This is a genomic window from Mechercharimyces sp. CAU 1602 (genome assembly GCF_024753565.1).
Classification (GTDB): domain Bacteria; phylum Bacillota; class Bacilli; order Thermoactinomycetales; family JANTPT01; genus Mechercharimyces.
This window is the reverse complement of record NZ_JANTPT010000001.1, coordinates 2,023,055-2,046,855: the sequence shown is the minus strand read 5'-3', so window position 1 is coordinate 2,046,855 and position 23,801 is coordinate 2,023,055. Positions and strand designations below refer to the sequence as shown.

General features: G+C 44.2%; 20 protein-coding genes and 1 riboswitch. Of the genes, 17 read left to right on the top strand and 3 right to left on the bottom strand.

Translation table 11 applies throughout. The annotated features are described in order from the left end of the window. Positions 1-17: 17 nt before the first annotated feature. Positions 18-2,030 carry an NAD-dependent DNA ligase LigA gene (gene ligA / locus NXZ84_RS10450; protein WP_258840196.1) on the top strand — a complete coding sequence of 671 codons (2,013 nt, stop codon included), beginning with the start codon at positions 18-20 and terminating at the stop codon, positions 2,028-2,030. Between the two features lie 69 nt (positions 2,031-2,099). On the opposite strand, the gene NXZ84_RS10445 is transcribed toward ligA, so the two are convergent. Further along, on the bottom strand, positions 2,100-3,434 hold the full coding sequence (locus NXZ84_RS10445) for a tetratricopeptide repeat protein (RefSeq protein ID WP_258840395.1): 1,335 nt from the start codon (positions 3,432-3,434) through the stop codon (positions 2,100-2,102). Between the two features lie 435 nt (positions 3,435-3,869). Here NXZ84_RS10445 and NXZ84_RS10440 point away from each other — a divergent pair, with 435 nt between their 5' ends. The 5 genes from NXZ84_RS10440 (at position 3,870) to NXZ84_RS10420 (ending at position 8,854) form a co-directional block, all read left to right on the top strand. Further along, positions 3,870-5,606, top strand: coding sequence for a transglutaminase-like domain-containing protein (locus NXZ84_RS10440; protein WP_258840195.1), 1,737 nt, complete (start codon positions 3,870-3,872; stop codon positions 5,604-5,606). Positions 5,607-5,623: 17 nt separating this feature from the next. Next, the gene (locus NXZ84_RS10435; RefSeq protein ID WP_258840194.1) at positions 5,624-6,526 is read left to right on the top strand and encodes an RluA family pseudouridine synthase; all 903 of its coding nucleotides are present in this window, start codon (positions 5,624-5,626) and stop codon (positions 6,524-6,526) included. Positions 6,527-6,590: 64 nt separating this feature from the next. Further along, complete coding sequence (locus NXZ84_RS10430) at positions 6,591-7,544, top strand: ATP-grasp domain-containing protein (RefSeq protein ID WP_258840193.1); 954 nt, start codon at positions 6,591-6,593, stop codon at positions 7,542-7,544. 133 nt (positions 7,545-7,677) lie between these two features. Next, positions 7,678-7,950: a hypothetical protein gene (locus tag NXZ84_RS10425; RefSeq protein ID WP_258840192.1), complete on the top strand. Its 273-nt coding sequence runs from the start codon at positions 7,678-7,680 to the stop codon at positions 7,948-7,950. A 130-nt stretch (positions 7,951-8,080) separates the two neighbouring features. Then, complete coding sequence (locus tag NXZ84_RS10420; RefSeq protein WP_258840191.1) at positions 8,081-8,854, top strand: SDR family oxidoreductase; 774 nt, start codon at positions 8,081-8,083, stop codon at positions 8,852-8,854. 71 nt (positions 8,855-8,925) lie between these two features. On the opposite strand, the gene NXZ84_RS10415 is transcribed toward NXZ84_RS10420, so the two are convergent. Next, on the bottom strand, positions 8,926-9,093 hold the full coding sequence (locus tag NXZ84_RS10415) for a hypothetical protein (RefSeq protein ID WP_258840190.1): 168 nt from the start codon (positions 9,091-9,093) through the stop codon (positions 8,926-8,928). A 161-nt stretch (positions 9,094-9,254) separates the two neighbouring features. On the opposite strand from NXZ84_RS10415, the gene NXZ84_RS10410 reads away from it, so the two are divergent. From NXZ84_RS10410 to NXZ84_RS10370, 9 genes are all read left to right on the top strand, one after another. After that, on the top strand, positions 9,255-11,969 hold the full coding sequence (locus NXZ84_RS10410; protein WP_258840189.1) for a transglycosylase domain-containing protein: 2,715 nt from the start codon (positions 9,255-9,257) through the stop codon (positions 11,967-11,969). Positions 11,970-12,135: 166 nt separating this feature from the next. Then, positions 12,136-13,176, top strand: coding sequence for a YkvI family membrane protein (locus NXZ84_RS10405; protein ID WP_258840188.1), 1,041 nt, complete (start codon positions 12,136-12,138; stop codon positions 13,174-13,176). A gap of 18 nt (positions 13,177-13,194) precedes the next feature. Beyond that, entirely contained in the window at positions 13,195-13,758 is a 564-nt protein-coding gene (locus tag NXZ84_RS10400; protein ID WP_258840187.1) for a glycerol-3-phosphate acyltransferase, read from the top strand. 242 nt (positions 13,759-14,000) lie between these two features. Further along, the gene (gene hemE / locus NXZ84_RS10395) at positions 14,001-15,035 is read left to right on the top strand and encodes a uroporphyrinogen decarboxylase (protein WP_258840186.1); all 1,035 of its coding nucleotides are present in this window, start codon (positions 14,001-14,003) and stop codon (positions 15,033-15,035) included. A 64-nt stretch (positions 15,036-15,099) separates the two neighbouring features. Continuing rightward, positions 15,100-16,053, top strand: a complete 954-nt coding sequence (gene hemH, locus NXZ84_RS10390) for a ferrochelatase (protein ID WP_258840185.1) — start codon at positions 15,100-15,102, stop codon at positions 16,051-16,053. Continuing rightward, positions 16,050-17,474: a protoporphyrinogen oxidase gene (hemY, locus tag NXZ84_RS10385; protein WP_258840184.1), complete on the top strand. Its 1,425-nt coding sequence runs from the start codon at positions 16,050-16,052 to the stop codon at positions 17,472-17,474. Before hemH ends, hemY begins: the two co-directional genes overlap by 4 nt. 400 nt (positions 17,475-17,874) lie before the next feature. Next, a complete protein-coding gene (locus NXZ84_RS10380) occupies positions 17,875-18,576 on the top strand; it encodes a winged helix-turn-helix domain-containing protein (protein ID WP_258840183.1) in 702 nt (233 codons plus the stop codon). Positions 18,577-18,713: 137 nt separating this feature from the next. After that, positions 18,714-19,508 (top strand): DUF2797 domain-containing protein, encoded by a 795-nt coding sequence (locus tag NXZ84_RS10375; RefSeq protein ID WP_258840182.1) that lies wholly within the window; start codon positions 18,714-18,716, stop codon positions 19,506-19,508. A 4-nt stretch (positions 19,509-19,512) separates the two neighbouring features. Continuing rightward, positions 19,513-20,118: a pentapeptide repeat-containing protein gene (locus tag NXZ84_RS10370; RefSeq protein WP_258840181.1), complete on the top strand. Its 606-nt coding sequence runs from the start codon at positions 19,513-19,515 to the stop codon at positions 20,116-20,118. A 241-nt stretch (positions 20,119-20,359) separates the two neighbouring features. Here the strand turns inward: NXZ84_RS10370 and NXZ84_RS10365 are convergent, their stop codons facing one another. After that, the gene (locus NXZ84_RS10365; RefSeq protein ID WP_258840179.1) at positions 20,360-21,202 is read right to left on the bottom strand and encodes an alpha/beta hydrolase family protein; all 843 of its coding nucleotides are present in this window, start codon (positions 21,200-21,202) and stop codon (positions 20,360-20,362) included. A gap of 166 nt (positions 21,203-21,368) precedes the next feature. Then, positions 21,369-21,562: riboswitch (cobalamin riboswitch) on the top strand. Between the two features lie 187 nt (positions 21,563-21,749). Here NXZ84_RS10365 and NXZ84_RS10360 point away from each other — a divergent pair. Both NXZ84_RS10360 and NXZ84_RS10355 read left to right on the top strand, forming a co-directional pair. Then, on the top strand, positions 21,750-22,709 hold the full coding sequence (locus NXZ84_RS10360) for an ABC transporter substrate-binding protein (protein ID WP_258840178.1): 960 nt from the start codon (positions 21,750-21,752) through the stop codon (positions 22,707-22,709). A 6-nt stretch (positions 22,710-22,715) separates the two neighbouring features. Further along, positions 22,716-23,762, top strand: coding sequence for a FecCD family ABC transporter permease (locus NXZ84_RS10355; protein ID WP_258840177.1), 1,047 nt, complete (start codon positions 22,716-22,718; stop codon positions 23,760-23,762). Positions 23,763-23,801 lie beyond the last annotated feature (39 nt).

The following is a 23,801-nucleotide window of genomic DNA, read 5'->3' as shown; positions in this document are numbered from 1 at the left end:
AAAAGGAGAAGGTGCGCATGCAAAAGGCAGAAGCGAAGAATCGGATAGAAGAGCTGCGCCGCGAGATTGACCAACATAATGTCTACTACCACGAACAGGATGAACCACAGATATCAGATGCGGAATACGATATCTTGATGAGAAAATTGCTAGAGTTGGAGGCCCAGTTTCCTGACTTGATCGTGCCCGAATCTCCGACACAGCGTGTCGGGGGGGAGCCTTTGCCTCATTTTAACAAAGTGGAGCACGAGGTACCGATGCTTAGCCTGAGTAATGCTTTTAATGAGCAAGATTTGCGTGACTTTGATGAACGCATCAAGCGCTTACTGGGGACAACTGAGATGGAGTATGTATGTGAATTAAAAGTAGATGGATTAGCGGTATCCCTTTTATATGAAGAAGGTCGTTTTGTGCGGGGAGCGACTCGTGGGGATGGTCAGATAGGAGAAGATATTACACAAAATCTGAAGACCATTCGCTCTCTCCCGCTTAAGTTAAATAAACCTGTTACTTTAGAAGTGCGTGGCGAAGCATTTATGCCGCGCTCTGCATTTACTCGTCTTAACGAAAAGAAGAGAGAGAAGGGTGAGGCCATCTTTGCCAACCCGCGAAATGCAGCGGCAGGATCGTTGCGCCAACTGGATCCAAAATTGGCGGCAGCGCGCTCGCTCGATCTCTTTTTGTATGGGACAGGCATGGTACAGGAAGAAACACCGCCAACTCACTCTGCCTATCTGGACTGGCTAGCGGAATTAGGGTTTCGAATAAACCCTAAGCGGCGTGTTGCGAGAACGATAGAAGAGGTTGTGGCGTATATTGATGAAATGGAACAGGCGCGCGCCGACCTTGGATATGAGATTGATGGTATTGTGATCAAGGTGAATGAACGTCGTTATTATCATGCTTTGGGCACTACAGCGAAAAGCCCTCGTTGGGCAATCGCTTATAAATTTCCTGCTGAGGAAGCAGTTACAGTGTTACGCGATATTGAGATCAAGGTAGGGCGGACAGGGGCGGTAACACCAACAGCAATTTTAGAGCCTGTTTCGTTAGCAGGTACGACCGTAAGTCGTGCTTCTTTACATAATGAGGAGATCATTCGTGAAAAAGGACTGATGTTGGGCGACCATGTGAAAGTAAAGAAAGCAGGCGACATTATTCCCGAAGTGATCAGCGTGCTAGAAGAGAAACGGACGGGAGCGGAAAGAGAATTTCACATGCCATCTTCTTGTCCAGCTTGTGAGAGTCAGCTGGTGCACCTGGAGGAAGAAGTGGCTCTTCGCTGTATTAATCCCGAATGCCCTGCACAGATTCGGGAAGGAATGATTCATTTTGTTTCACGGGGCGCGATGAATATCGATGGTTTGGGAGAAAAAGTGATCATTCAGCTGTTTGAAGCGGGTCTCATACAATCGGTGGCAGATTTATACACGTTGGAGGAGAAAGACCTACTTCCGCTTGATCGCATGGGGGAAAAATCAGTTAATAATCTCATAGCTGCGATTAAACGCAGCAAGGAAAATTCGATGGAACGGCTTCTTTTTGGTTTAGGTATTCGGTTTGTCGGTGCGAAGGCGGCACAGATTCTTGCGGAACACTTTGGTGATTTGGAGCGCTTACGCCATGCCAGTAGCGAGGAACTGGAAGAAATTGAGGGAATCGGACCGCGGATGGCAGATAGTGTAAGGATGTATTTTGCCAAGCCAGAAGTAGAGCAGATGTTGATGCGCTTACAGCAAGAGGGTGTTAACTTCCGCTATAAAGGATTGACACAGGCAGAAAAAGGGGCTGTCGATAGTCCATTTGCAGATAAGACTGTCGTTATTACGGGTACGATGGAAGCGATGGGACGGAAGGAAGCAAAAGAGAAAATCGAGGCGCTGGGTGGAAAAGTAACAGGAAGTGTTAGTAAAAAGACGGATTATGTGGTTGCAGGCGCGAGTGCAGGTTCCAAATTGGAAAAGGCGAAGGAACTGGGGGTGGACGTAATAGATGAAGCTCGCTTTCTACAGATGTTAGCTGATGATTGAGCAAGATCGAGGCAGAAGAATAAAAAAGCGACCATCAGCATGGGAAGGAGTCCATGCCGATGGTCGCTTTTAAGTAGGGTTATTGTTTTCTATTTGTGTAGGTAAGATGTGATCAAATTCTCCGACAGGAACAAGTTTGGCATAATACTCACAGGCGAGCCGTGACCAATGTGAACTTTTCCCTTCATCCCCTTGATTATGGAAATAAAGTCCGAGTGCGTGTGCCGCACGAGCCACCTTGCTGTAGTTTTCGTGTTCGATGAAAACGGTAATGGCATTCATATATACCTGTTCAAACGAAGAGAATTCACCTTTCGCATAATGAAGGTGACCTAACTGAATCCAACTTTCCGCTAATGAGATATGGTGATTGTCTAAAAGTTGCAGAGCCTTATTTAGATAACGTTCTGCCTGCTCTAACTGTCCTTTTTTAAGATAGGTTTTTGTCATCGACTCAAAGATTTTCCCTACTTCCCAATAAGGCAGAGGGTCATCATCTTCCGATTTAGCCGTCTTTAAGGCAAGGGCAAAGTATTGTAGAGCTTCATCATAGTAATCTAATTGATGTTTGGTGGTGCCCATTTCATGATAAGCACGGGCGGTAAATAAAGGGGATATGCCACTCATCTGTTGCGACATTTTTAACATGCGTTCAAAATATTGTTGGGCTTCATCATGCTCTCCCATATGAACATAACAACAACCCATAATATGATAAACAGCAATCAATTCTTGCCAGCGATCCATCTGTGAAAGGATTGCTATTGCTTTTTCCGAATAGATAACGCCCATTTGCGGTTTGGTGAGCAGAAGGTAACTGCATGCAAGGTTGGTATACAAGTATCCCTTTTCTAGCTCATCTTTCATCTCCGCAAATAGAGGAAGTGCCGTTTGATAATGTTGAATCGCCTTCATGTAATTCCCTTGACAGATTTCAATATTTCCTTTCATGCGTAAATAGGAGACGAATGTGTCTGGGCATGATTGAAAATTAACCCACTTTTGCTCGAACGAATGTAATAACTGCTTGGCGCGCTCTGCTTGTAGTTGTTGGTCCATGACGTTAATTCTGATCAAGTCAATTTTCATCAGCAATTTTTCATCACGGATCAAGGGGGAGAACTCTTCTAGCTTTTGTAAATAGTGTCGGCAATTTTCATGCTCTTCATTAAACATGGAGAAGCGAATTTTCTCTATTAGTAGATGAGCTTCTTTTAGAACGAGAGGATCTGAAATGCCTTGTAGCTCATGTAAGGACATCTTGAGTCGCTGAGCAAGCGGAGAAATCACATCAGCAGGAGGATTGGCACGTTCGTTCTCGATAAGGCTTAGATAAGGAACAGATATAATACCCTCTGCTAGCTCCGATTGAGTCATTTTAAGCTCTTTCCGTCTACGTCGGATGTTATTTCCTAAGCCGATGGGTATCCCCTCCTCTAAATCATATATATGATGTCGCTTTATTGTACCACAAGGTATAAAGAGAGAATATCACTATACAGTAAAATGTATTTTTATGGAATTATAGTAGACGAGGAGGCTGAAATATAGGGGGGCTTATTCCTTTTAAAATATAAAATAGAATTTATTTAACAATAAGAAGTGATTTTTCCTTATTGTACTTGTCTTTTGTTTTAAAACATGTGGAGAAGAAGTGGGGAATTAAGATGGTTTCACTGTCATCACATGTCGAATTCAGTCGAACTTTTAAAAACATCTAGTGATCAAAATAGTGTAGGATTAAGTTAAAGGCAATATTGGTTGATGTTTTGGTCTCGATTATAATGTGAGGTCGCCCTGGAGGTGATCTCTTTTTTTTTGTGCTCTCTTCAGCATATAATGAGAGAAGTGAATGGGGTATGCAGAGAGGGATGGGGGATGGGAATGAAGAAGGGTAGTCGATTTTTTGTAATAATGGTGCTACTTTTTACGATCGTGACAGGGTGTTCGTGGAGTGACCAGACTAGGTCATCAGCTGATCCTTTTGAGCAAAAGATAGATGAAGTTCATGATGGCATCACATTAAAGCCTCTTCAATTACGAGAATATGCTACTGATGCTGGCGTAGAGTTATCTGCTCCTGAGTACGAGAAATTTGCCGTCAATGCAAAAGTGGATATCTCCGGTAAAGTAGCTTCATATAAGAAGTTGAAGTCCAACTATCTGTGGATTGTGGTAGAGAAAGTAGAGGAAGACAACAAGACTGCAAAAGAAAATGTAGGAATAGCGGAACCCTTTGATTATTACGTTCCAATCAAAGAAGGAGTTTTTAAAAAGAGTCTTACATTGTTTGCAGGAAGTGGTACATATCAGGTAACTGTCCGACTCCCCAGCATGGAGAAAAGCGATCAGTACCAAGAAATCACGCAGTTTAAAGTAATTAATGTAAATGAAAAAGTGGAAAGAGATATGGCATTTACTCCTATTGGCTTAGAGTCAGGGGTGACTTTGGCACAACCACAGCAGGGTTATATGAAAGCCGAACGCTCTGTGCAATTGGAAGGCGCTATCAGGAGTATAAAGGATGATATTTCTATTCTGGTACGAATCGAACAGGAAGGAAAGAAGTGGGAGAAAGTGCTCCCCGTACATAAGGGAGTATTTTCTACAGAAGTACCGCTACTTTTTGAGAAAGGAGTTCACCACCTTAGTGTTCTTATTCCGAGTGAAGAGAAAGAGGGGTACTATCAAAAAGCACTCTCTTTTTTAGCAGAGAAGGGTTCCCGTGAACCACTTTCCCCGATTACGTATTATAAGCATTACCAAGAACGTGGGATTCAGCTGCTCACTCCGACGGTGAGCGGGGATCGAGCGGATGATACCTATACGATTGAAGGTAAGATCGATCCAGATGCCCCGTTTGCACGTGAGACAGAACAAGTTATTGTACAAACAGAAAAAGATGGCAAGGAAGCTTCCTATATTATCCCTGTGAAGGATTATCATTTTAAAGGGGAATTTTGGCTACGGTTTGGACCTGGGAAATATGAGGTGATCGTCAATGTTCCTGAAGTGACGAAGGAAAACCGTGACTTTTTTCGTTTTTATGGCGTAGCGCAATTTCAAATAGACAGTTCGGCGCCAATAGGAAAGGAAAATTTGTATCCATCAAGAGGGGTACAATCAAATGATAAGAAGATAAAGGAACTGGCACAGTCGCTGACAAAAGGGGCTGGTGACGAACGAGCACAGGCAAAAAAAATCTACCGCTATGTCTCTCGAACCATTAAGTATGATGTTCCTAAATTTCGTAATGACACGTTTTCGTTAAATGATAGCGCCCTCAAAGCGCTCGCAGAGAAGAAGGGTGTTTGTCAAGATTATGCTTTCTTGGCGGTAGCACTGCTGCGCGCCAACGGGATGGAAGCTCGTTTTGTTGAAGGATATGCCGAGGGTGTTCGTCATGCTTGGGTGGAAGTGAGGATTGGTGGAGAGTGGGTGACGATGGATCCAACGTGGGGTTCAGGTTATATTAATCAGCGAGATGTTTTTGTTCCGAGCTACACAGAAAAATATTTTGATCCGGAACCGACGATGTTTAACCGTACTCATAAGCGGACGGGTATCATATATTGAGGGTATGGTGAACGCAATTGACACAGGAACGCTTATTTAACACTTTTATTGTGACAGCAGCAGAGGATGGCAAGAAACTGCAACAGGTACTAAAAAATCGCTATCATTTTTCACGCCGGTGGCTTCGTCGTTTAAAACAGGGTCAGTATGTGCTGGTCAATGACGAGGCTAGCTATTTGAGTGCACGTATTCATAGCGGCGATGAGATTCGCATCTTTTTGCCAGATGAAATCACACTTAAGATTGAACCAGAGGCCATTCCGCTTCGTATTAGCTATGAGGACGAAGATATTGTTGTAGTAGATAAACCAGCAGGAATCGTTGTCCACCCTACAAAAGGCTATCCTAACGGTACGCTGGCTAACGGTTTGGCTTATCATTTTCTTCAACAGGGACGAGAGCTTCCCATTCGACCAGTAAGTCGACTGGATAAGGATACGTCTGGGTTACTCATGATGGCGAAACATGCTTATACACATGATTTTCTATCTAAAGAGATGAAGAAGAAACGATACCAGCGTCAGTATGTAGCGATCGTACACGGGCAGATAGCGGACGATGTTGGTACGATCAATCGTCCTATTGCCCATGATCCGGTGCGCCCAATTCACCGTTGGGTGAATGAGAACGGGGCACAAGCTATAACCCATTATGAAGTGCTTGAGCGAAAAGAAGGTGCGACGCTAGTAAGCTTGCAGTTGGAAACGGGGAGAACGCATCAAATTCGCGTTCATTTGTCTGACTATGGACACCCTATTATCGGTGATCGTATGTATGCTGAGGGATGGAAAGATTATGGAATAAAGAGGCAAGCGCTGCATGCCACACGACTTTCGTTCATTCACCCTCGCGATGGTAAAGAGTATATGTTTTTCTCGCCCCTATCACAGGATATGAAGGAATTGTGGGCGAAGCTATAAAATGAAGAGACGGTGTTTTGAAATAAAAAGTGTCAGCAGAATGATTATGAGGAGTGGGGTAGCGATGCAGGGATGGATTTTTTACAGAAATAGCTCAGTTAATGAACGACCTGAGTCATACGAGATTGATCGCTTACTGGATGAAGCGGAAAATCAGGGGATATCTTTGCGTGTGTTAGAACCTAACCAAGTTGACCTGATTGTTACCCAAGAAGATCGACGCAGTATTTATGTTGATGGGGAACCGGTTGCGTTGCCTGACTTCGTTTTACCGCGGATGGGAGCGGGGACCACGTACTTTGCTTTAGCGGTGATTCGTCATTTGGAGCGCTTGGGCGTTCCTTGTATCAATTCATCGCTAAGCATTGATACGGTGAAGGATAAGTTATACACGCACCAAATCCTAGCTGAGCAAAACCTACCAGTTCCCAAGACGATGCTAGCTAAATTCCCAGTCGATGTGGATTTGGTGGAGAGACAGATAGGTTTTCCCATCGTGGTAAAAACTTTGTCTGGGACGCAGGGGAAAGGGGTCTTCTTATCGGAGAGCCGTGGCCACTTTGAGGATCTGATGCAGTTGGTGGAGACAACGAACCCTAACTTTAATATGATTTTACAACAGTTAGTGGAGACCAGCTTCGGTCGTGACTTGCGTGTCTTTGTAATCGGAGGGCGAGCAGTGGGCTGTATGGAACGAAACTCCGCTACTGGAGGTTTTAAAGCTAACTTCTCCACAGGTGGTACCACCAAAGAATACGCAATTACACCTGAAATCGAGTGGCTGGCGACGCAGTCGACACGCATCTTGGGTTTGGATGTAGCAGGAGTGGATCTTCTTTTTGATGGGGATCATTTCAAAATTTGCGAAGTGAACTCTTCCCCTGGCTTTGAAGGTCTAGAACCTGCTTGTGGTGTAAATATACCTAAAGAACTTTTTCATTATCTAAAAACACGATTCGGACTTTTTCCATCCAAAGGGAATCAAGTACGTGCGGCAAGTAAAAGTAACGAGGAGTAAAAGGTAGATATAGCCACCCATGTTGGATGAGGCATTATAACATGGGTGGCAAAACGAACGAGAATGGGCTTCGCAGTATGTGAAACCCATTACAAGGATAGACTAGTGACTAAAGTAAAAGGGAGGCGATCCTATGTACCAGTGGGACATGCTCTATTTATGGGAGTGGCAAGCGATGATGCTTCTAACCTTTCTCTCCTCTTTGTGCGCGTGGTGGACACGTAAGCGCATATTTGAATGCGTTGCGCTTGGAGGAATGGCTATTTTACTCATGTCACTAGCGCTATGGGAACCGGTACGACCCTTATCATTAGTTATTGGACTATCGATAGGGGCGCTACTCCTTATATGGATGGCAAAACGGATCTTAGATCCTGGCGAGTCGTTCTCAACTGAATCAGAATAAACCTGCACTCTAAAAGGAGTTGCAGGTTTTTTTATTGACAACAGCGGATAAAAGAATAGAATAGAAACGTATTGCTTCAATCTCAGTTTGAAAATATAAGGAGATAAGGGTGGGGAAAGGAGCGGTACCTTTGAAAACAGAAATGCCCGTTGCCTGGGTAACAGGTGGCGTTAGCGGACTCGGAGTCCAAATCATAAAACTATTAGCGCAAACAGGATATCGTGTCGCTACAAATTATCGCCGAAGTGAGGATAAAGCAGCAACCCTTCAAGATAAGATGAAGGCAGACGGTTACGAGTCTCTTATTGTGCAGGGGGATGTAAGTGAATCAAGGGATGTGGAACGTATGGTAAGCCGTATACGTTCTGAGTGGGGGCGCATTGACGTACTTGTTTGTACAGCGGGTCCCCTCATCTTTGAGCGCACTCCTCTTGCTAACTTCAGGCAAGAACAGTGGCATGAAATGATCGCAGGTAATTTAAGTAGTGTTTTCTACTGCACGCAAGCCGTGCTCCCTGATATGCGAGCGGCGGGCTGGGGACGAATTATCACTTTTGGATTCCCAGATGTTGAACATACCCCTGCTTGGAAAGGGTATGGAGCGTATGCAGCTGCTAAAGCAGGGGTTGCCTCCCTGACAAAAACGTTAGCATTGGAAGAAGGAGAGTACGGTATTACGGCTAACATGGTATGTCCAGGTGATATTCGCCATCCGTATAAAGAGGCGCCCATCAGTGCTGCCCGGGGGAAGAAAGAGAGTAAAAACCCGGTCGGCCGACCAGGGACAGGGGAAGATATCGCCCGTGTGATTCGCTTTCTTACAGAGAGGGAATCGGACTTTATTACGGGCGCGGTTATTGACGTAGGTGGTGGCTTTGATAACCATGACTTTTCTACATCATAAATTGAGAAAAACGCATTCCTGACACCTAACTTGATCTGATTTGCGTTATAATAATATAGGATGGGTGTATACTACCCCCTATCTCTAGATATAAAGTGTGCTAACACAAACCAGAGCATAGACAGTAGGATACCGATAGCGGTACTGCTAAGTCCATAGGTGGTTCCGATTAGTAAGGAAAAAAGAATGCCTATTCCGCCCGTAAAGCGGCAGGCAAAAATGGCAGCTTGCCGATTCATATCAATCACCTCACTACACACTATAGCACAACTGAAGGGAAAGGGAAGCTAAGAGAGATCAGGAGAGAAACGTAGCGAATCGTAGGTTAGAAAAGATAGCTTACTTTGCTGGGTAGATAGCATAGAGCGAAACGTGAGCAACAAGCAGGAGGTTTATACCAATGAGTGATTATAACAACAACGAATGGGAAACGCCCTCACGTGCCCGTGGTGAGCGGCTAAGCTCTCGTACCAGTCGTGTAAGCGAAACACGTGGACAACGTACGCAGGGGAATAAAGGAGATGGAAAGAAAAAAGGATGGCGCCGCTTTTTTAATAAAAAATGGATCTTATTAGTTTTATTTACTTCAATCTTAGTGGCAGTAGGCGGCTGTTCAGCCATCATGATGACGACCAAAACGATCGGATTAGAGAAGATGGGCGAAATTGAATACTCCTCTATCATTCTGGATCAAAAGGGGAATGAGGTTACTAAAATTGGGGCAGTAAAACGTGAGCCCGTAAAACTGGAAAATATCAAATCGGCAAAGCTTATTAAAGACACCTTTGTAGCTGTGGAAGATCGTCGTTTTTATGATCATAACGGCGTCGATTATTTTGGGATGGGTAGAGCAGTTGTTGCCAATATTAAAGAATTTGGTAAGGCTGAAGGGGCAAGTACCATCACGATGCAGGTAGCTGGTAACGTTGTGATGGAAGATCGTTCTAAGACGTATTCTCGTAAATTACAGGAAGTTGTAACTTCTTGGAGTTTGGAACGAGAGTACTCTAAAGATGAGATTCTTGAAGCTTACCTTAATTATATATTTTTTGGTAATAATGCTATGGGCATTCAGATGGCTTCAAAGATCTATTTTGATAAAGACCTAACAAAAGATGAACTTGAGCCACATGAAGCTGCACTATTAGCTGGATTGCCAAAAGCTCCAAGTACCTACAATCCATTCTCTGGAGAAGAAGAAAAACAGAAATTAAGGCGAGACACTGTATTAAAAGTAATGGCAGAAGAGGGTGTCATCACCGAAGCAGAGAAAAAGGAGCAACAAAATAAGGAAATTAAGCGGGATAAGAAGTACCTAGAGAAATATTTAAGTAACTCTGAATACGATGCATACAAAGAAATGGTAGTGAGAGAAGCAATAGATCGTTATGGATTAGATGAGAAAGAGTTGAGTGTGGGTGGGTATAAAATTACCACATACATTAACCCAACTGCACAAAAAGCAATGAATCAAGCGATGAAAGATGATAGCCTCTACCCGGCTGACAGTGTGGGTGTCATTGATGGTGCAGCGACGATGATTGACAATAAAACAGGTGGGCTAGTGGCGATTGCGGGAGGACGAGAGTATAAACCGACCTTTAGTTTGCGTTCGCGCGAACCACATCAGCCAGGGTCCTCCATTAAACCGCTAACCGTTTATTCACCGGCTGTAGACCTAAAAGGGTACAATGAGTACTTCATGATCAATGATGACGAGAGTTGGACTTATAAAGGCTGGAATCCAAATAACTACTCAAAAAAATCTTATGGTAACGTGGAACTAATGGAGGTAGTGGCGCGATCGCTCAATGTTTCTACTGCAAGGCTATTAGTGGAAGAGGTTGGGTTGGAAAATGCTGTGCAGTATGCAGGGCAGTTCGGCATTGAATTAGCCGAGAAGGATAAGTCAAGTGCAGCAGCGTTAGCATTAGGTGGCTTAACAGATGGTGTCTCAACTATTGAAATGGCACAAGCGTATTCGTCATTCCCACGACAAGGTAAAATGACAGAGGCGCATACAATTTTAAAAATTGAGGACACAGCGCTGGGTAGTGGAAATACAGTTAAGGAACCATTGAAGGAAGTCAAGGAGTCCACGGTTTTTCAAAATCCGAAGCAAACCGCATGGTATATGACAAGAATGTTAAAAGAAGTTGTGGAAAACAAGACATATGGTACTGGGCGCGGCATCAATATTCCTAATCATGATATAGCAGGAAAGACAGGAACCTCACAAGAATCGAGAGACTCATGGTTCGCTGGTTACTCTAAGGATTATACGATGGCTGCGACTGTGTATAATGTGAAGGGGCTCGAAATTGTCTTAGATGATAAGTCTTATGGAGCGGAGCTCTTCGAATACATTATGAACAAAACCCTGAAAGGCTCCAGTAAACTTACGAAACCAGAAGGAGTAAAAGACCCAACCGCACCATTCCAGTTGAAGCAAGTTACTGACCTTGCTGCGAGCTATGACCCTGGTAACCGCGTGGTTAATTTGAACTGGACTGATCAGGACGAGGGTAGCCGAGTTGTTTACCGTATCGAAAGAAAAGAAGAAGGTAGCGACTGGCAAGAATTGAAGCAGGTAACCACGGGATCACATAGTGATACCAATATTGAAGTGCCGGAAAGTGGTGGCATTCTCGATGATCTCTTCGGAAACAAGCAGAAAGTATACACCTATCGCGTTATTGCTATTGATACAGAAGCAGATGAAGAGAGTGGAAAGCGCGAAGCGCAACCTTCAAATGAGGCATCGGTCAAAGTGGTTCCGGGTGGAGACGGAGATAATGGAGGGGAGCCGGAAGAACCAGGTCCAAACCTGCCCCTTCAACCACCGAGTGATCTAAATGTGGAGTATAAGGAACGTGCCAATTTAGTGAAAGTAAGGTGGAATGCATCCCCTACACCAGGCGTGGTATACACTGTCGTAAGGGACAATCAACAGATAGCGACGGTAGAAGATACCCGCTATAACGATCAACTCCAACCGGCACTTGCAGGAAGAACCGTGACGTACCAAGTGATTGCCGTCAACCAACAGACAGGAGAACGAGCAGGAACGCAGCAGGTACAGATCAATATTCCGGGCATGGGTGGAGATCAGTAGCTCGGTTTGATTTCAAAGTTTGACTCATTGGAAGTAAAGATTATCAAAACGGAAGTAAAGATCATTAATGGGAGACTAACCGATAAGGTTAGTCTCCTTCTTTCGTTCTACTCTTTCTTATCAATCCATAAACTAGTCCTATGAGGACAAGGGGAGGAGGAACGGGATGAGTCAACGTTGGGCGATGGCAGTTCGAGTCGGATTTACGTACATTGGGACGGTTGTAGGGGCAGGCTTTGCCTCTGGCCAAGAGATAATGCAGTTTTTTACGGTGTATGGAAAGGGAGGGATGTGGGCGATCATTGCTGTTTCTGTTCTCTTTGCCTGGTTGGGAACACGGATGATGATTATGGGTGCGCGCCTTCAGGCAGAATCGTATGAGGAGCTAAATGATCATTTGTTTGGAATGCGATGGGGAAAGTGGATGAGTCGCTTTGTCGGGGTCGTACTCTTTGGCGTGACAACGGCTATGATGTCAGGGACGGGTGCATTGTTTGAAGAGCAGTTGGGACTTTCCTTCCACTTGGGTGTTGGACTTACTTCCATTATGGCTTTTCTTGTTATTGTTCGCGGAATGGAAGGGATTTTGTCGGTCAACACCTTGGTGGTTCCTCTGATGTTCCTCTTTACGGTGTTAGTTGGCATAACGGGGTGGCAAAGTGGTGGGCTTGAGGGTTTATTTCAGTTGCAGGCGGTTGCTGCTGAAGGGCATTGGAGTATATCTGCTCTCACATACGTCGCCTTTAATCTGGCTATGTCACAAGCAGTGTTGGTTCCGTTAGGAAATGAAGTAACAGATGAGAAGGTATTGCGCTTAGGTGGATGGATGGGAGGAATCGTGTTAGGTATCATGCTTCTTACCAGTAACTTTGCGCTTGCGATGCACTCCCCTCAGGTGTATCAGTTGGAAATACCGATTGCGCTTGTAATAGAGGCGTTGGGGGAAGGGATGAAAATCTTCTTTCTCGCTGTCATGTGGGGAGAAATTTTTACCACTTTGATTGGTAATGTGTATGGGCTAGCGGCTAATTTGCATCAAATGACACGCCTACGTATGAATACCCTCATGATGTTGATTTTCATTTTGGGATATGGCTTCTCTTTAATAGGCTTTCCAGCCTTAGTCGGCTATGTGTATCCCTTATTTGGGTATTGTGGCATCGGAGTGTTGCTCCTCCTTATTATTCGTCGCTATCCTGCTCACTAGGTGAGAGGAGGTTAATGAATGAAATTTATTATTATCATGGCACTTTCTTATACCATTGGTGCACTCCCAATCGAATGGATATTGGAGAAGAAACGAGGCTGGACCGAAATATCTGCTCAAGCACATCTGTCTGTTCGAACAGGAATGGTATGGGGTGGATTTGAAATGGTAAAAGGGGGTGTCGCCGCGCTCATAGGTCTCATTCTGGCAGGCTGGCTGGGTGCATGCACTGCAGCAGTATTTGTGGTTATCGGTCACACTTACTCTGTGTTTACCGGCTTCCGCGGAGAACGAGGATTGGCGGTTGCAGCGGGTGCAGTTCTTATCTTAAGTCCACTCCTTATCTTGTGCGGACTCGTGATCTATTTTCTTAGTCTGATTACGACGCAATATCGCAGTTTAGCCACATACATTACGATTGGCTCTGTGATGGTGTTGGCATTATTTTTCCCAATGCATTTTTATGCTCTCTTTGTTGTGGCGACAATAGGTTTATTCTTATTGCTGCGATATCGCTCGTGGTGGGAACGGTTTCGTAAAGGAGCGGAACCGCCCGTTCGTTGGAGTGGGCCTTTTAAATAGAGAAGAAATATATAGAACAAAGAGAAAACATACCCGATTTTGTCACTTATGGTGGCTGAAATTGGGTTTTTCTTTGCTGTTTTAAACAATTTTTTGACCGTTGGTCGGTGACACTATATATCGGTAAGTAAAAACGATATGATGTAAAGAACGAGCTTTCCTTAGTTCTGGTTGGTATAAAATAGTAGGACGAAATGAAGTTATAGATTATATATTATTTAGAGCAAAAGGGGTAAGAGTATATGGAGAAGAAAGTAATGAACGATACATTTTTGCGGGCGTGTCGCAAAGAAGCGACGGATTACACACCTGTTTGGTATATGCGGCAAGCAGGAAGGTATCAACCGGAGTATCGCAAGATACGTGAGCAATATTCGTTCTTTGAAGTAAATGAAAATCCAGAAGTATGCGCGGAAGTAACGCGCTTACCGGTTGAGCAGCTAGGCGTTGACGCGGCTATTTTATTTGCTGATATTATGACACCATTAAAGCCGATCGGCGTAGATGTGGAGATTCGCTCTGGAGTGGGCCCTGTTATCGCTAACCCGATCGAATCGGTGAGTGACGTAAAACGTCTCCTCGATTTGCAACCAGATAAGCATGTGCCGATGATTTTAGAAGCGATTAAGCTACTAAGAGAGCAATTAGAGGTGCCTTTGATTGGCTTTGCGGGAGCACCGTTTACGTTGGCAAGTTATATGATTGAAGGCGGTCCATCTAAGCATTATCACAAGACTAAAGCATTCATGTATGCACAGCCAGCAGCGTGGCAAGCATTGATGGATAAACTAGGAGAGATGACCATCACCTATTTGCACGCTCAAATTGAAGCGGGAGCGTCAGCTGTACAAGTGTTTGATTCATGGGTGGGTGCTTTAAACCAAGAGGATTATGAACGACATATCGCTCCAGTGATGGAGAGCATCTTTTCTTCTCTGCAAAAAACAGATGCTCCTACCATTTACTTTGGTGTAGGTGCCGGTCATCTGCTCTCTAACTGGAATCAGCTTCCTGTTGATGTGCTCGGCTTGGATTGGCGTACCAGCATTACCGAAGCACGCCAGTTAGGTGTAGAAAAAGCGTTACAAGGGAATTTGGATCCATCTCTTTTGCTTGCTTCTTGGGATCAATTAGAAGGGAAAGCAAAAGAGATCGTGGATGAGGGTAGAAAAAAGCCGGGTCATATTTTCAACTTAGGACATGGTGTTTTTCCTGATGCAGACGTAGACACACTACGAAGATTAACGGATATGGTTCACCAATATTCGCGTAAGTAGGTTGTAGATATAGTGGAATAGAAGAATTGGGTAAGATAAGAAACATAATGACGGAGGTGCTCTTATGACTCGGAAAACGATTGGTTTGCTCCTTATGGCATATGGAACACCACGGAGTAAAGAAGAGATTGAACCGTATTATACGCATATTCGCCGTGGTAACAAGCCTTCACCAGAGCTGCTGCAAGATTTGAGTGATCGTTATGAGGCGATTGGAGGATTGTCCCCATTAGCGCGAATTACCGAAGAACAACAGATGGCGTTGGAAGCAGAGTTAAATCGGCGCTCCGACTCGTTGCAATTTCGTGTCTACCTGGGTTTAAAACACATCTCTCCCTTTATTGAAGATGCGGTTCAAGAGATGAAGAAGGATGGTGTGGAAGAGGCGATCAGCTTGGTATTGGCTCCACACTTTTCTACCTTCAGTGTCAAATCATATAACCAACGCGCATTGGAAGAAGCGGAAAAGCTAGGTGGTCCTCATATTACGCCAGTGGATAGTTGGTATACCAATGAAAAGTTCCTTCAATACTGGACAAAACAGTTACAACATACATTTTCACAGCTGTCAGAAGAAGAGCGTGCGCAAAGCGTAGTCATCTTTTCTGCTCACAGTTTGCCTGAAAAAATTTTACAGAATCATGATCCCTATCCAGAACAGCTGAAAGAGACTGCTCAGTTAATTGCTGAGCGGGCAGGTGTATCCAATTATGAAATCGGATGGCAAAGTGCTGGTAATACTCCCGAACCATGGATCGGACCTGATGTACAAGATTTGACAAGGGACTTGTTTGAGAAGAAAGGATACACCACCTTTATCTACTGTCCGGTTGGGTTTGTCGCTGAGCATTTGGAAGTGCTCTATGATAATGATTATGAGTGCAAAGTGGTTACAGATGAAGTAGGGGCGACTTATATGCGTCCACCCATGCCTAATTCGGATGAGCTTTTCATCTCTGGTCTGGCTGATATCGTACTGAAAAAGTGGAACCAGCGCGTTGAGAAGGTAAAGGTATGAAGCGGGTAGCGATCATTGGAGGGGGATTGACCGGTTTAACGACAGCATATTATTTACAGCGATTGCAAACAGAAAGCGGACAACCACCTCTCTCGATTACTTTAATTGAAGCTCGGTCACACTTGGGCGGGAAGATTGAAACCGAATACCATGACGACTTTGTCATTGAGCGAGGGCCAGACTCGTTTTTGGAAAGAAAGCAAGCAGCTGCGGAGCTTGTGACTGAATTAGGTATGGAAAAAGAACTGATACGCAATGAGACCGGACAAGCATATATCCTCAAACGGGGTCGTTTGCACCCGATTCCGGAAGGAGCAGTAATGGGAATTCCAACGAGACTGGCTCCGTTTGTTACTACCAGTCTGATCTCTCCGCTGGGGAAACTACGTGCTGCGGCTGATTTGTTTCTTCCACCCACTAGTAGGGATCATGATATTTCTGTGGGGCAATTTTTTCGTCGGCGATTAGGTGATGATGTTGTGACGCAGGTGATAGAGCCACTATTATCTGGGATTTATGCTGGCGATATGAATCGCCTCAGTTTGACGGCTACTTTCCCCCAGTTTATCGAGATGGAGGCGCAATATCGCAGTTTGATTCTAGGGATGAAAAAAACACGTCCCGAAGCGGGACGGGCGAAGAAAAAAGGACAGTTTCTTACATTGAAGAAAGGGTTATCTTCGCTCGTACAAGCATTGGAAAATAGTTTGCGTGCGACCTGTACCCTTCGTACCCAAACACAGGTAAGACACGTAGTGAAGACAGGACAAGGGTATGAATTAACATTGCGAGATGGCGAAACACTTGCGACCGATGCAGTCGTGATGGCTGTCCCGCATGCTGTAACCCAACGCCTACTGGGAGGAAGTCCATATCTAGATCCGTTGACAAAAGATATAAAACCTACGACAGTGGCAACAGTAGCACTGGGTTATCGTAAAGAAGATGCCCCTCTCCAATTAGAAGGGACAGGATTTGTTGTCCCGAGAACGGAACCGACATCGATTACAGCGTGCACATGGACCCACAAAAAATGGCCACACACTACTCCAGCAAATAAGGCGTTACTGCGCGCCTATGTGGGCCGCTCAGGTAATGAAGAAATTGTTGATTTATCTGATGAAGAGATTGTGTCACTTGTACGAGAGGATATACGTGCTATTCTTTCGATCGATAAAGAGCCACTTTTCTACAAGGTAACCCGATGGCGTGATTCCATGCCTCAATATGAAGTGGGGCATACTGCATGGTTACAAACAGTACGCTCTCACTTGTATGAACATTTCCCACGCCTTTTTGTGGCAGGTGCCTCTTATGATGGGGTCGGTTTACCAGATTGTATCGAGTCGGGCAAACAGGCGGCAGAAAATGTGTTTAAGCAGATTGCGCGAGAATCAAAAAATCATCTACTACTTGGATAGTAGATGATTTTTTATATATATTGCTTATCACTTTCATCATATTCAATTCCGTATTTTCTTAATAAATAATTGAATATTATAATTTATACAAAGGATCGCTTAAGACATTTTGAAGCGAGTGTAGAGGCTATAGCAGGGTATCATGTAAATTTAAGACCTTCAAATACAGTCATTTTTTTTGCAGGGAAAGATTTTTAGTAGGAAAGAGTAAGGTAGAGACGATATGCAAAGCTGATGATTCGTATTAAGTGATTGTGGAAATAGTGGGTTCACGGGAGAAGTAGGGTTGACGATTTTCTATGAAAGCTTACAAAGTGAAAGTTTATTTTTAAGAGAAGGTTTTTTTAATGTAAAAAGGGAATTTTTCATATGGAGTACATGGATAAGCTACTAAAGAATGATGAGAGAGGAGAGGTTACTTATTAGTACCCAATCTAGAAAACTAAGTAGAGAGCAGGGAGAGTGGAGCAAAAATCAAGAAGATATTCTGGCCATGTTGAAAGAAAGCCGTAGCAAAGAGGAGGATGAACAGAACCAATTTAGGGGAAGTTCTCAATTGGAATCAGCAGGTGAGATTGAAGAAGCTGCTGCAGTTTTTAGTGAAAAGGGAATCCAAATCTTTAGCCAAATGATTAGCCATACCTTTAAGGAAGAGTTACGCGCTGAGCTCCCCAAGTTAATTCAAGAGATGGTGCGTGCTGAATTAAAGAAACAGATGATGGAGATGATGAGGGGATTATTGAGAGGGATAGAAGGAGAGATAGAAGCAGTACCTAGGGTAGAAACGACAAGGGATAAAATGAATGCACATGATGATAAAGAGTACTCTCAGGAAGCGAAGCCCATAGAAAAAAAAGAGATAGAGAAGGCACGTACACGCCGAAAGAGACGTACTCCAAGGGAAGAAGTGATTATCGGAGTGCTGCAGGAAAGTGGAAAGCCGATGAAGTTGCGCGAGATTGTTGAGAAAGCGGAAGAACGGGGAATCTCATTAGGAAATAATCCGACCAATGTAGTACGATATATTATGAGTAAAGAACCCAGCTTAAAACGGACGAACCAGCATGGGTATTATCAGTATGTAGAGAATGAAGAGAGATAAAAGAATATAGAGAAATTAAAGAGAAAGCCAAACAAACGACCAAATGAATGCCAACTTTTAATAACTCTAATCTAAGAGTATGATCAATACAGCCACTTTTCCTCCGTGTTACAATATGAAAGAGGGAGGGAAAAAGGATGGAATATAAAGGGATGTTACATGCATTAACGCATGAAGCGACAGAACCAGTTACGTACTATGTTCCCGTGGGAGAGGAACAGGTGCGCTTAAATCAATATATAGGAAAACGGATCGCTATTCATTTTCATGGTGAAATCCATTGTATCGAATGTGGACGTAAGATTAAAAAAACATATAACAGCGGGTATTGTTATCCATGTTTTCGTGATTTAGCGAAAAATGATTTATGCATTGTTAAACCGCACCTATGCCATTATGACGAGGGAACGTGTCGCGACGATTCCTTTGGAGAGCACCATTGTATGCAACCTCATTATGTATATCTGGCTCTCTCTAGTGAGGTGAAAGTAGGGATTACGCGCAAAGGGAATGGTTTTCGTCGATGGGTAGATCAAGGAGCGGTGCGCGCTTTACCTTTGGCTGAAGTTCCCACTCGTAAACGAGCGGGTGAGCTTGAAGTTTATCTCTCGCAATTTCTGAGTGATAAAACTAATTGGCGCAAAATGCTAAAGAATGAAATAACGGAACGAGATTTAATAGAAGTATACCATGAAATGGCTGAGAGAGTGCCAGAAGAGTTTCGTTCATACCTACTAGAACCGGAGAAAGTATACCAATTTCACTATCCTCAGTTGGAGGTTCCGGCAAAGATTACGTCTCTTAATCTGGATAAAACGGCGACGGTTGAAGGAACTTTGATCGGTATAAAGGGACAGTATTTAATGCTCGACACAGGGGTGTTAAACATTCGGAAGTTTTCTGGATATCAAGTGACGATCGCAGGAGAGTGAGCGAATGCACGATCTAGTAGGTAAATATTATGAACAGCGGGATTTTGATGGTAAAGAATGGATGGCTACTAGTTTTGGTGACTGTCGGATGATAGCATGCTCTTTCCAAGGAGCGCGACTAGATGAGTGGGAGACGGAAGGATGCCACTTTATGAATTGTGATTTTCGTGGCTCTTATTTTAATGCGTCGCGACACCTGCGATCTAGCTTTACCAATTGTTTATTTGACTCAACCAATCTATTTGGTGTCGAGTGGAACGAATGTAAATTAGTGGGCTCGGATTTGTCAGGGGCGAAGTTAGAAGGAATGACCGTAATAAGGGGGGATTGGTCCTTTACCAATTTGCGTCATGCGAATTTAGCAAGGCAATCGCTACAAGGGGTGCGATTGGTGGAAGCCGACTTGTATGAAGCCGATCTATGTAACGCGGACTTACGTAATGCAGATATGCGGCGGGCTATATTAGATAAGGTAAAGCTTCAAGGAGCTGATTTGCGAGGAGCACGGGTGGATGGGATCGATTTTACCCATACAGATGTTTGTGGGGTTCGTATGGAATATGCGGAGGCGATTCTTTTTGCCCGTTCATATGGGGTCAAGGTCGAGTAATTTCCTGAGATAGGGAATCCTCTATATTCATTAAAATTTTTTTGTTTGGATGAAACCATTGGGGAGATAGTGTCGTTATATAGGTATGAAAGGCGAGCTCACTGTAGTGGGGGCTGTCTTTTGATAACCATATGAATAGTCCCTGAACCCCCTTAGTTTTTGGACTGTTACCCCCTTAGTTAACCCGGCGATTCAATATCGCCGGGTTTTTTTAGCTCACACTATGAAAGAGGATGGGTGTTTAAATGGATGTGAGCTGCTTTTTCATAAAGGAGGCTGTTTCTGCAATTGCTTCTTCCAACATGGGTGTGCTTCCTTGAAAGGGATGAGAGCAACCAAATACATGATCGGCTCCTGCTATCATGTGTAATGAAGCGTGTGGAGAGACGTTATATAGTTGACGGGCGGCGGTGGCGGGAACAGAGGTATCGTCCTCGCCATGAATGAAGAGTAGAGGATGAGGATAGGATGGCAAACGGGAAAGCAGATCGAAAGATTTTTTATTATAATCTAAATCTTTCAATACTTCTAGGTCAATAGGCATGTCCTGTTTGGTACGTGCATTATAAATTGTGCCAACACCATTACGGTAGATCTCTTCTTTTAATGCGGGTGGGAAGAGATCGAGCTGGGCAATGCTATTCCAGGTGGTTACTGCACGGATACTATCATGGTTTAAAGCGAACAGGAGGGCGTTGCCACCACCTCTGCTATGACCGATGAGTCCGCATTGCGCCAGGTTTAGCCTTTCAGATTCAGGTAGAGTTCCAGCATGAAGGGTTTGCAGCAGAATCTGAAGATCTTCTTGTTCACGACTAAAGGTGTTGCGCGCAAAGCGATCTAATTGGGTGAAGTTGAGCAGATCCTCTCCAACTCCATTCATGGAGAAATTAAAAGTGATGACAGCAAATCTGCTAGAAGCGAGGCTTTCAGCTGCATATGGGAAGAAACCCCAATCTTTAAACCCTTTAAATCCGTGGCAGATAATAATAACAGGCACACGTCCGTTTGATTCAGGTAAAAACAGATCTCCACGTATCAGGCGTTCTTCTGTCCCGACGGGAATCGTAAATGGAATCGGCATATTTTCTCCTCCTTTTCATATGTGTATATCCATACTATCCATGATATGGGTGCTTTCTGTCAAGGTAAGCCTTAAGTCGACTAGGTTCATTTTCAGTTTATTGACACTAGACAGTGTAGAAGTATAATGGAAGGGATAGGTGATCGAAAGAGCTGGATCGAAAGCCTATTGGACATAGAGAAGAGGTCTTTTACTTCATGTGAAAGTGAAAAGGGAAGTCCGGTGAAATTCCGGCGCGGACCCGCCACTGTATTTGGGGAGGTACTCCCAAGGGTGCCACTGTCTCTTTAAAAGAGATGGGAAGGCGAGGAGTAGTGATGATCCATAAGCCAGGAGACCTGCCTTTTCTCCTCATAGTTGTTCTCCTTCGCGGTAAAGGAGGATCGCTAGCAACGTACATACACTATCAAAGTGAGTAGAAATTTCTTAGTGATGAGGACTAAGGTTTTCTATGTGTGGCGTTACGAGCGAACCATCCTTGTGCCGATAAGGTGCAAGTTTTTTTTATCGAAAGGAAAAGAAACATAATAGAGGGGAGCAAGAACAGATGAAACCACGTTGGTGGAAATTTAGTATTTTATTGCTCGCATTAGTAATGGCCTTCAGTGTAGTGGGCTGTAGTGCGGAACCTGAGGCAAATAAGGCGTCGGATCAAGAGACAAAGGTAGAACAAAAAGCAGATGAAGTATCATATCCGGTTACAGTTACGGGTGATGACGGTGAAAAGGTAACGTTGACAGAAGAGCCAAAACGAATCATTTCTCTTATTCCGAGTACGACGGAGATTGCCTTTGCACTGGGTTTAGGCGATCGTGTAGTGGGAGTAACTGCTAATGATGATTATCCGGCAGAGGTTAGTGAGATCGAACAAGTAGGAGATATGAATATTAATGCCGAGAAAGTGATGGAATTAAAACCAGACCTCGTATTGGGAGCTAATATGAACGGTGATGCAATCAAGAAGTTGCGGGGTTTGGGGTTAAATGTGCTGGTGGCTGAGGGACAAAATCTAGAAGGTGTGTATAAGTCGATTGAAAATGTAGGTGAGGCAACAAATCAGGTGGCGGAAGCGAAAAAAGTAGTGGCAGAGATGAAAGATGATGTGGCTAAGGTGGAAAGCGCAGTGGCAGACCTGTCTGAAGATGAGCGTGTTGATGTTTGGTATGAAGTATCTGCAGACCTGTATACAACAGGGAAAAACACCTTCATGAATGAACTAATCACCGTCGCTGGCGGTAATAACGTAGCAGCATCACAAGAGGGGTGGGTACAAGTATCGGCCGAAAAAGTAGTCGAGTGGAACCCTGAAGTAATTATATTTACACATGGTGAAACTGAAAAAGCAGCATCAGCACAAATCTCTGATCGCGCGGGGTGGGGGAAGATTCAGGCAGTGAAAGAAGATCGTCTGCAACAGTTGGATGGAAATCTGGTTAGCCGTCCTGGCCCTCGAATTACCAAAGGTTTGCTTGAAGTGGCAACAGCACTGTATCCCGAGCGGTTCTAATTAAACATGAAGAAGAGAGTAGCATTAGTAAAAATGCCGCTGAGATTGTGGTTGATCATCTTGATGACGGCATTTGTTTTCACGGTTTGCGGCGCTGTTTCCATCGGAAGTGCCGATATTTCGATGGGTCAAGTGTGGCAAATCATATGGCATAAATTATCGTTTTCATCGTTGAGTGCAACCCAAATAGATCCTGTAGTAGAAGCGATCATTTTGGAAATCCGGTTGCCTCGCGTCTTACTGGCAGGTATCGTAGGTGCGGCGTTGGCGGGTTGCGGGGTTATTTTTCAGGGAATCCTGCGCAATCCACTGGCTGATCCGTATATTTTAGGTGTCTCCTCAGGTGCGGCTGTAGGCGCGGTTATTGCCTTATTGACAGGGTGGGGGAGCATTCTATTTGGAATATGGAATGTCCCCTTCTTTTCTTTTTTATTCGCTTTGATCGCGCTCGGTTTGGTTTTGCGACTGTCTCATGTAGGAAGCGGCATGCGCACACATACGCTCATATTAGCGGGGGTCGTGATACAAGCTTTCTTTGGTGCTGTGCTTACATTTATGTTATCGCAGTCGGCTGAGCGTATGATGGAGATTCAGTTCTGGTTGATGGGAAGTGTGGCGCTCCGAGATTGGAGCCATGCGCTTATTATTTTCCCTGTCGTATTGGTAGGTCTTTTTAGCGCGTGGCTTTTTAGTCGAGAATTAGATTTATTTGCGTTGGGGGAGCGCTCTGCTCATTATTTGGGGGTATCGGTTTACCGTATCCGTCTTGTATTATTAATTTTTGCTTCGTTGGTGACGGGAGCAGCTGTAGCTGTATCGGGTACGATTGGGTTCGTCGGTTTAGTAGTCCCGCATATGATGCGGATGATTGCCGGTCCCAATCATCGTCTCTTATTGCCTGTTTCTATTTTGGCAGGAGCTATATTCCTTATTTGGGCAGATACCTTAGCGCGGTTAGTACTGGATCCGAGGGAATTGCCAATCGGTGTGATCACCGCATTTGTAGGTGCTCCATTCTTTGCTTGGTTATTGCGTCGACACAGTAGAGAGTAGGGAGCGATAGTTTGTATGTTGCTTGTTCATCTTCAGTAT

What these genes read in the sequence shown, in the direction of transcription:
- ligA (WP_258840196.1), top strand. Translation starts at nt 18, where the DNA reads ATGCAAAAGGCAGAAGCGAAGAATCGGATAGAAGAGCTGCGCCGCGAG.
- NXZ84_RS10440 (WP_258840195.1), top strand. Translation starts at nt 3,870, where the DNA reads ATGAGAGAAGTGAATGGGGTATGCAGAGAGGGATGGGGGATGGGAATG.
- NXZ84_RS10430 (WP_258840193.1), top strand. Translation starts at nt 6,591, where the DNA reads ATGCAGGGATGGATTTTTTACAGAAATAGCTCAGTTAATGAACGACCT.
- NXZ84_RS10425 (WP_258840192.1), top strand. Translation starts at nt 7,678, where the DNA reads ATGTACCAGTGGGACATGCTCTATTTATGGGAGTGGCAAGCGATGATG.
- NXZ84_RS10415 (WP_258840190.1), bottom strand. Translation starts at nt 9,093, where the DNA reads ATGAATCGGCAAGCTGCCATTTTTGCCTGCCGCTTTACGGGCGGAATA.
- NXZ84_RS10410 (WP_258840189.1), top strand. Translation starts at nt 9,255, where the DNA reads ATGAGTGATTATAACAACAACGAATGGGAAACGCCCTCACGTGCCCGT.
- NXZ84_RS10405 (WP_258840188.1), top strand. Translation starts at nt 12,136, where the DNA reads ATGAGTCAACGTTGGGCGATGGCAGTTCGAGTCGGATTTACGTACATT.
- NXZ84_RS10400 (WP_258840187.1), top strand. Translation starts at nt 13,195, where the DNA reads ATGAAATTTATTATTATCATGGCACTTTCTTATACCATTGGTGCACTC.
- hemE (WP_258840186.1), top strand. Translation starts at nt 14,001, where the DNA reads ATGGAGAAGAAAGTAATGAACGATACATTTTTGCGGGCGTGTCGCAAA.
- hemH (WP_258840185.1), top strand. Translation starts at nt 15,100, where the DNA reads ATGACTCGGAAAACGATTGGTTTGCTCCTTATGGCATATGGAACACCA.
- hemY (WP_258840184.1), top strand. Translation starts at nt 16,050, where the DNA reads ATGAAGCGGGTAGCGATCATTGGAGGGGGATTGACCGGTTTAACGACA.
- NXZ84_RS10380 (WP_258840183.1), top strand. Translation starts at nt 17,875, where the DNA reads ATGAGAGAGGAGAGGTTACTTATTAGTACCCAATCTAGAAAACTAAGT.
- NXZ84_RS10375 (WP_258840182.1), top strand. Translation starts at nt 18,714, where the DNA reads ATGGAATATAAAGGGATGTTACATGCATTAACGCATGAAGCGACAGAA.
- NXZ84_RS10370 (WP_258840181.1), top strand. Translation starts at nt 19,513, where the DNA reads ATGCACGATCTAGTAGGTAAATATTATGAACAGCGGGATTTTGATGGT.
- NXZ84_RS10365 (WP_258840179.1), bottom strand. Translation starts at nt 21,202, where the DNA reads ATGCCGATTCCATTTACGATTCCCGTCGGGACAGAAGAACGCCTGATA.
- NXZ84_RS10360 (WP_258840178.1), top strand. Translation starts at nt 21,750, where the DNA reads ATGAAACCACGTTGGTGGAAATTTAGTATTTTATTGCTCGCATTAGTA.
- NXZ84_RS10355 (WP_258840177.1), top strand. Translation starts at nt 22,716, where the DNA reads ATGAAGAAGAGAGTAGCATTAGTAAAAATGCCGCTGAGATTGTGGTTG.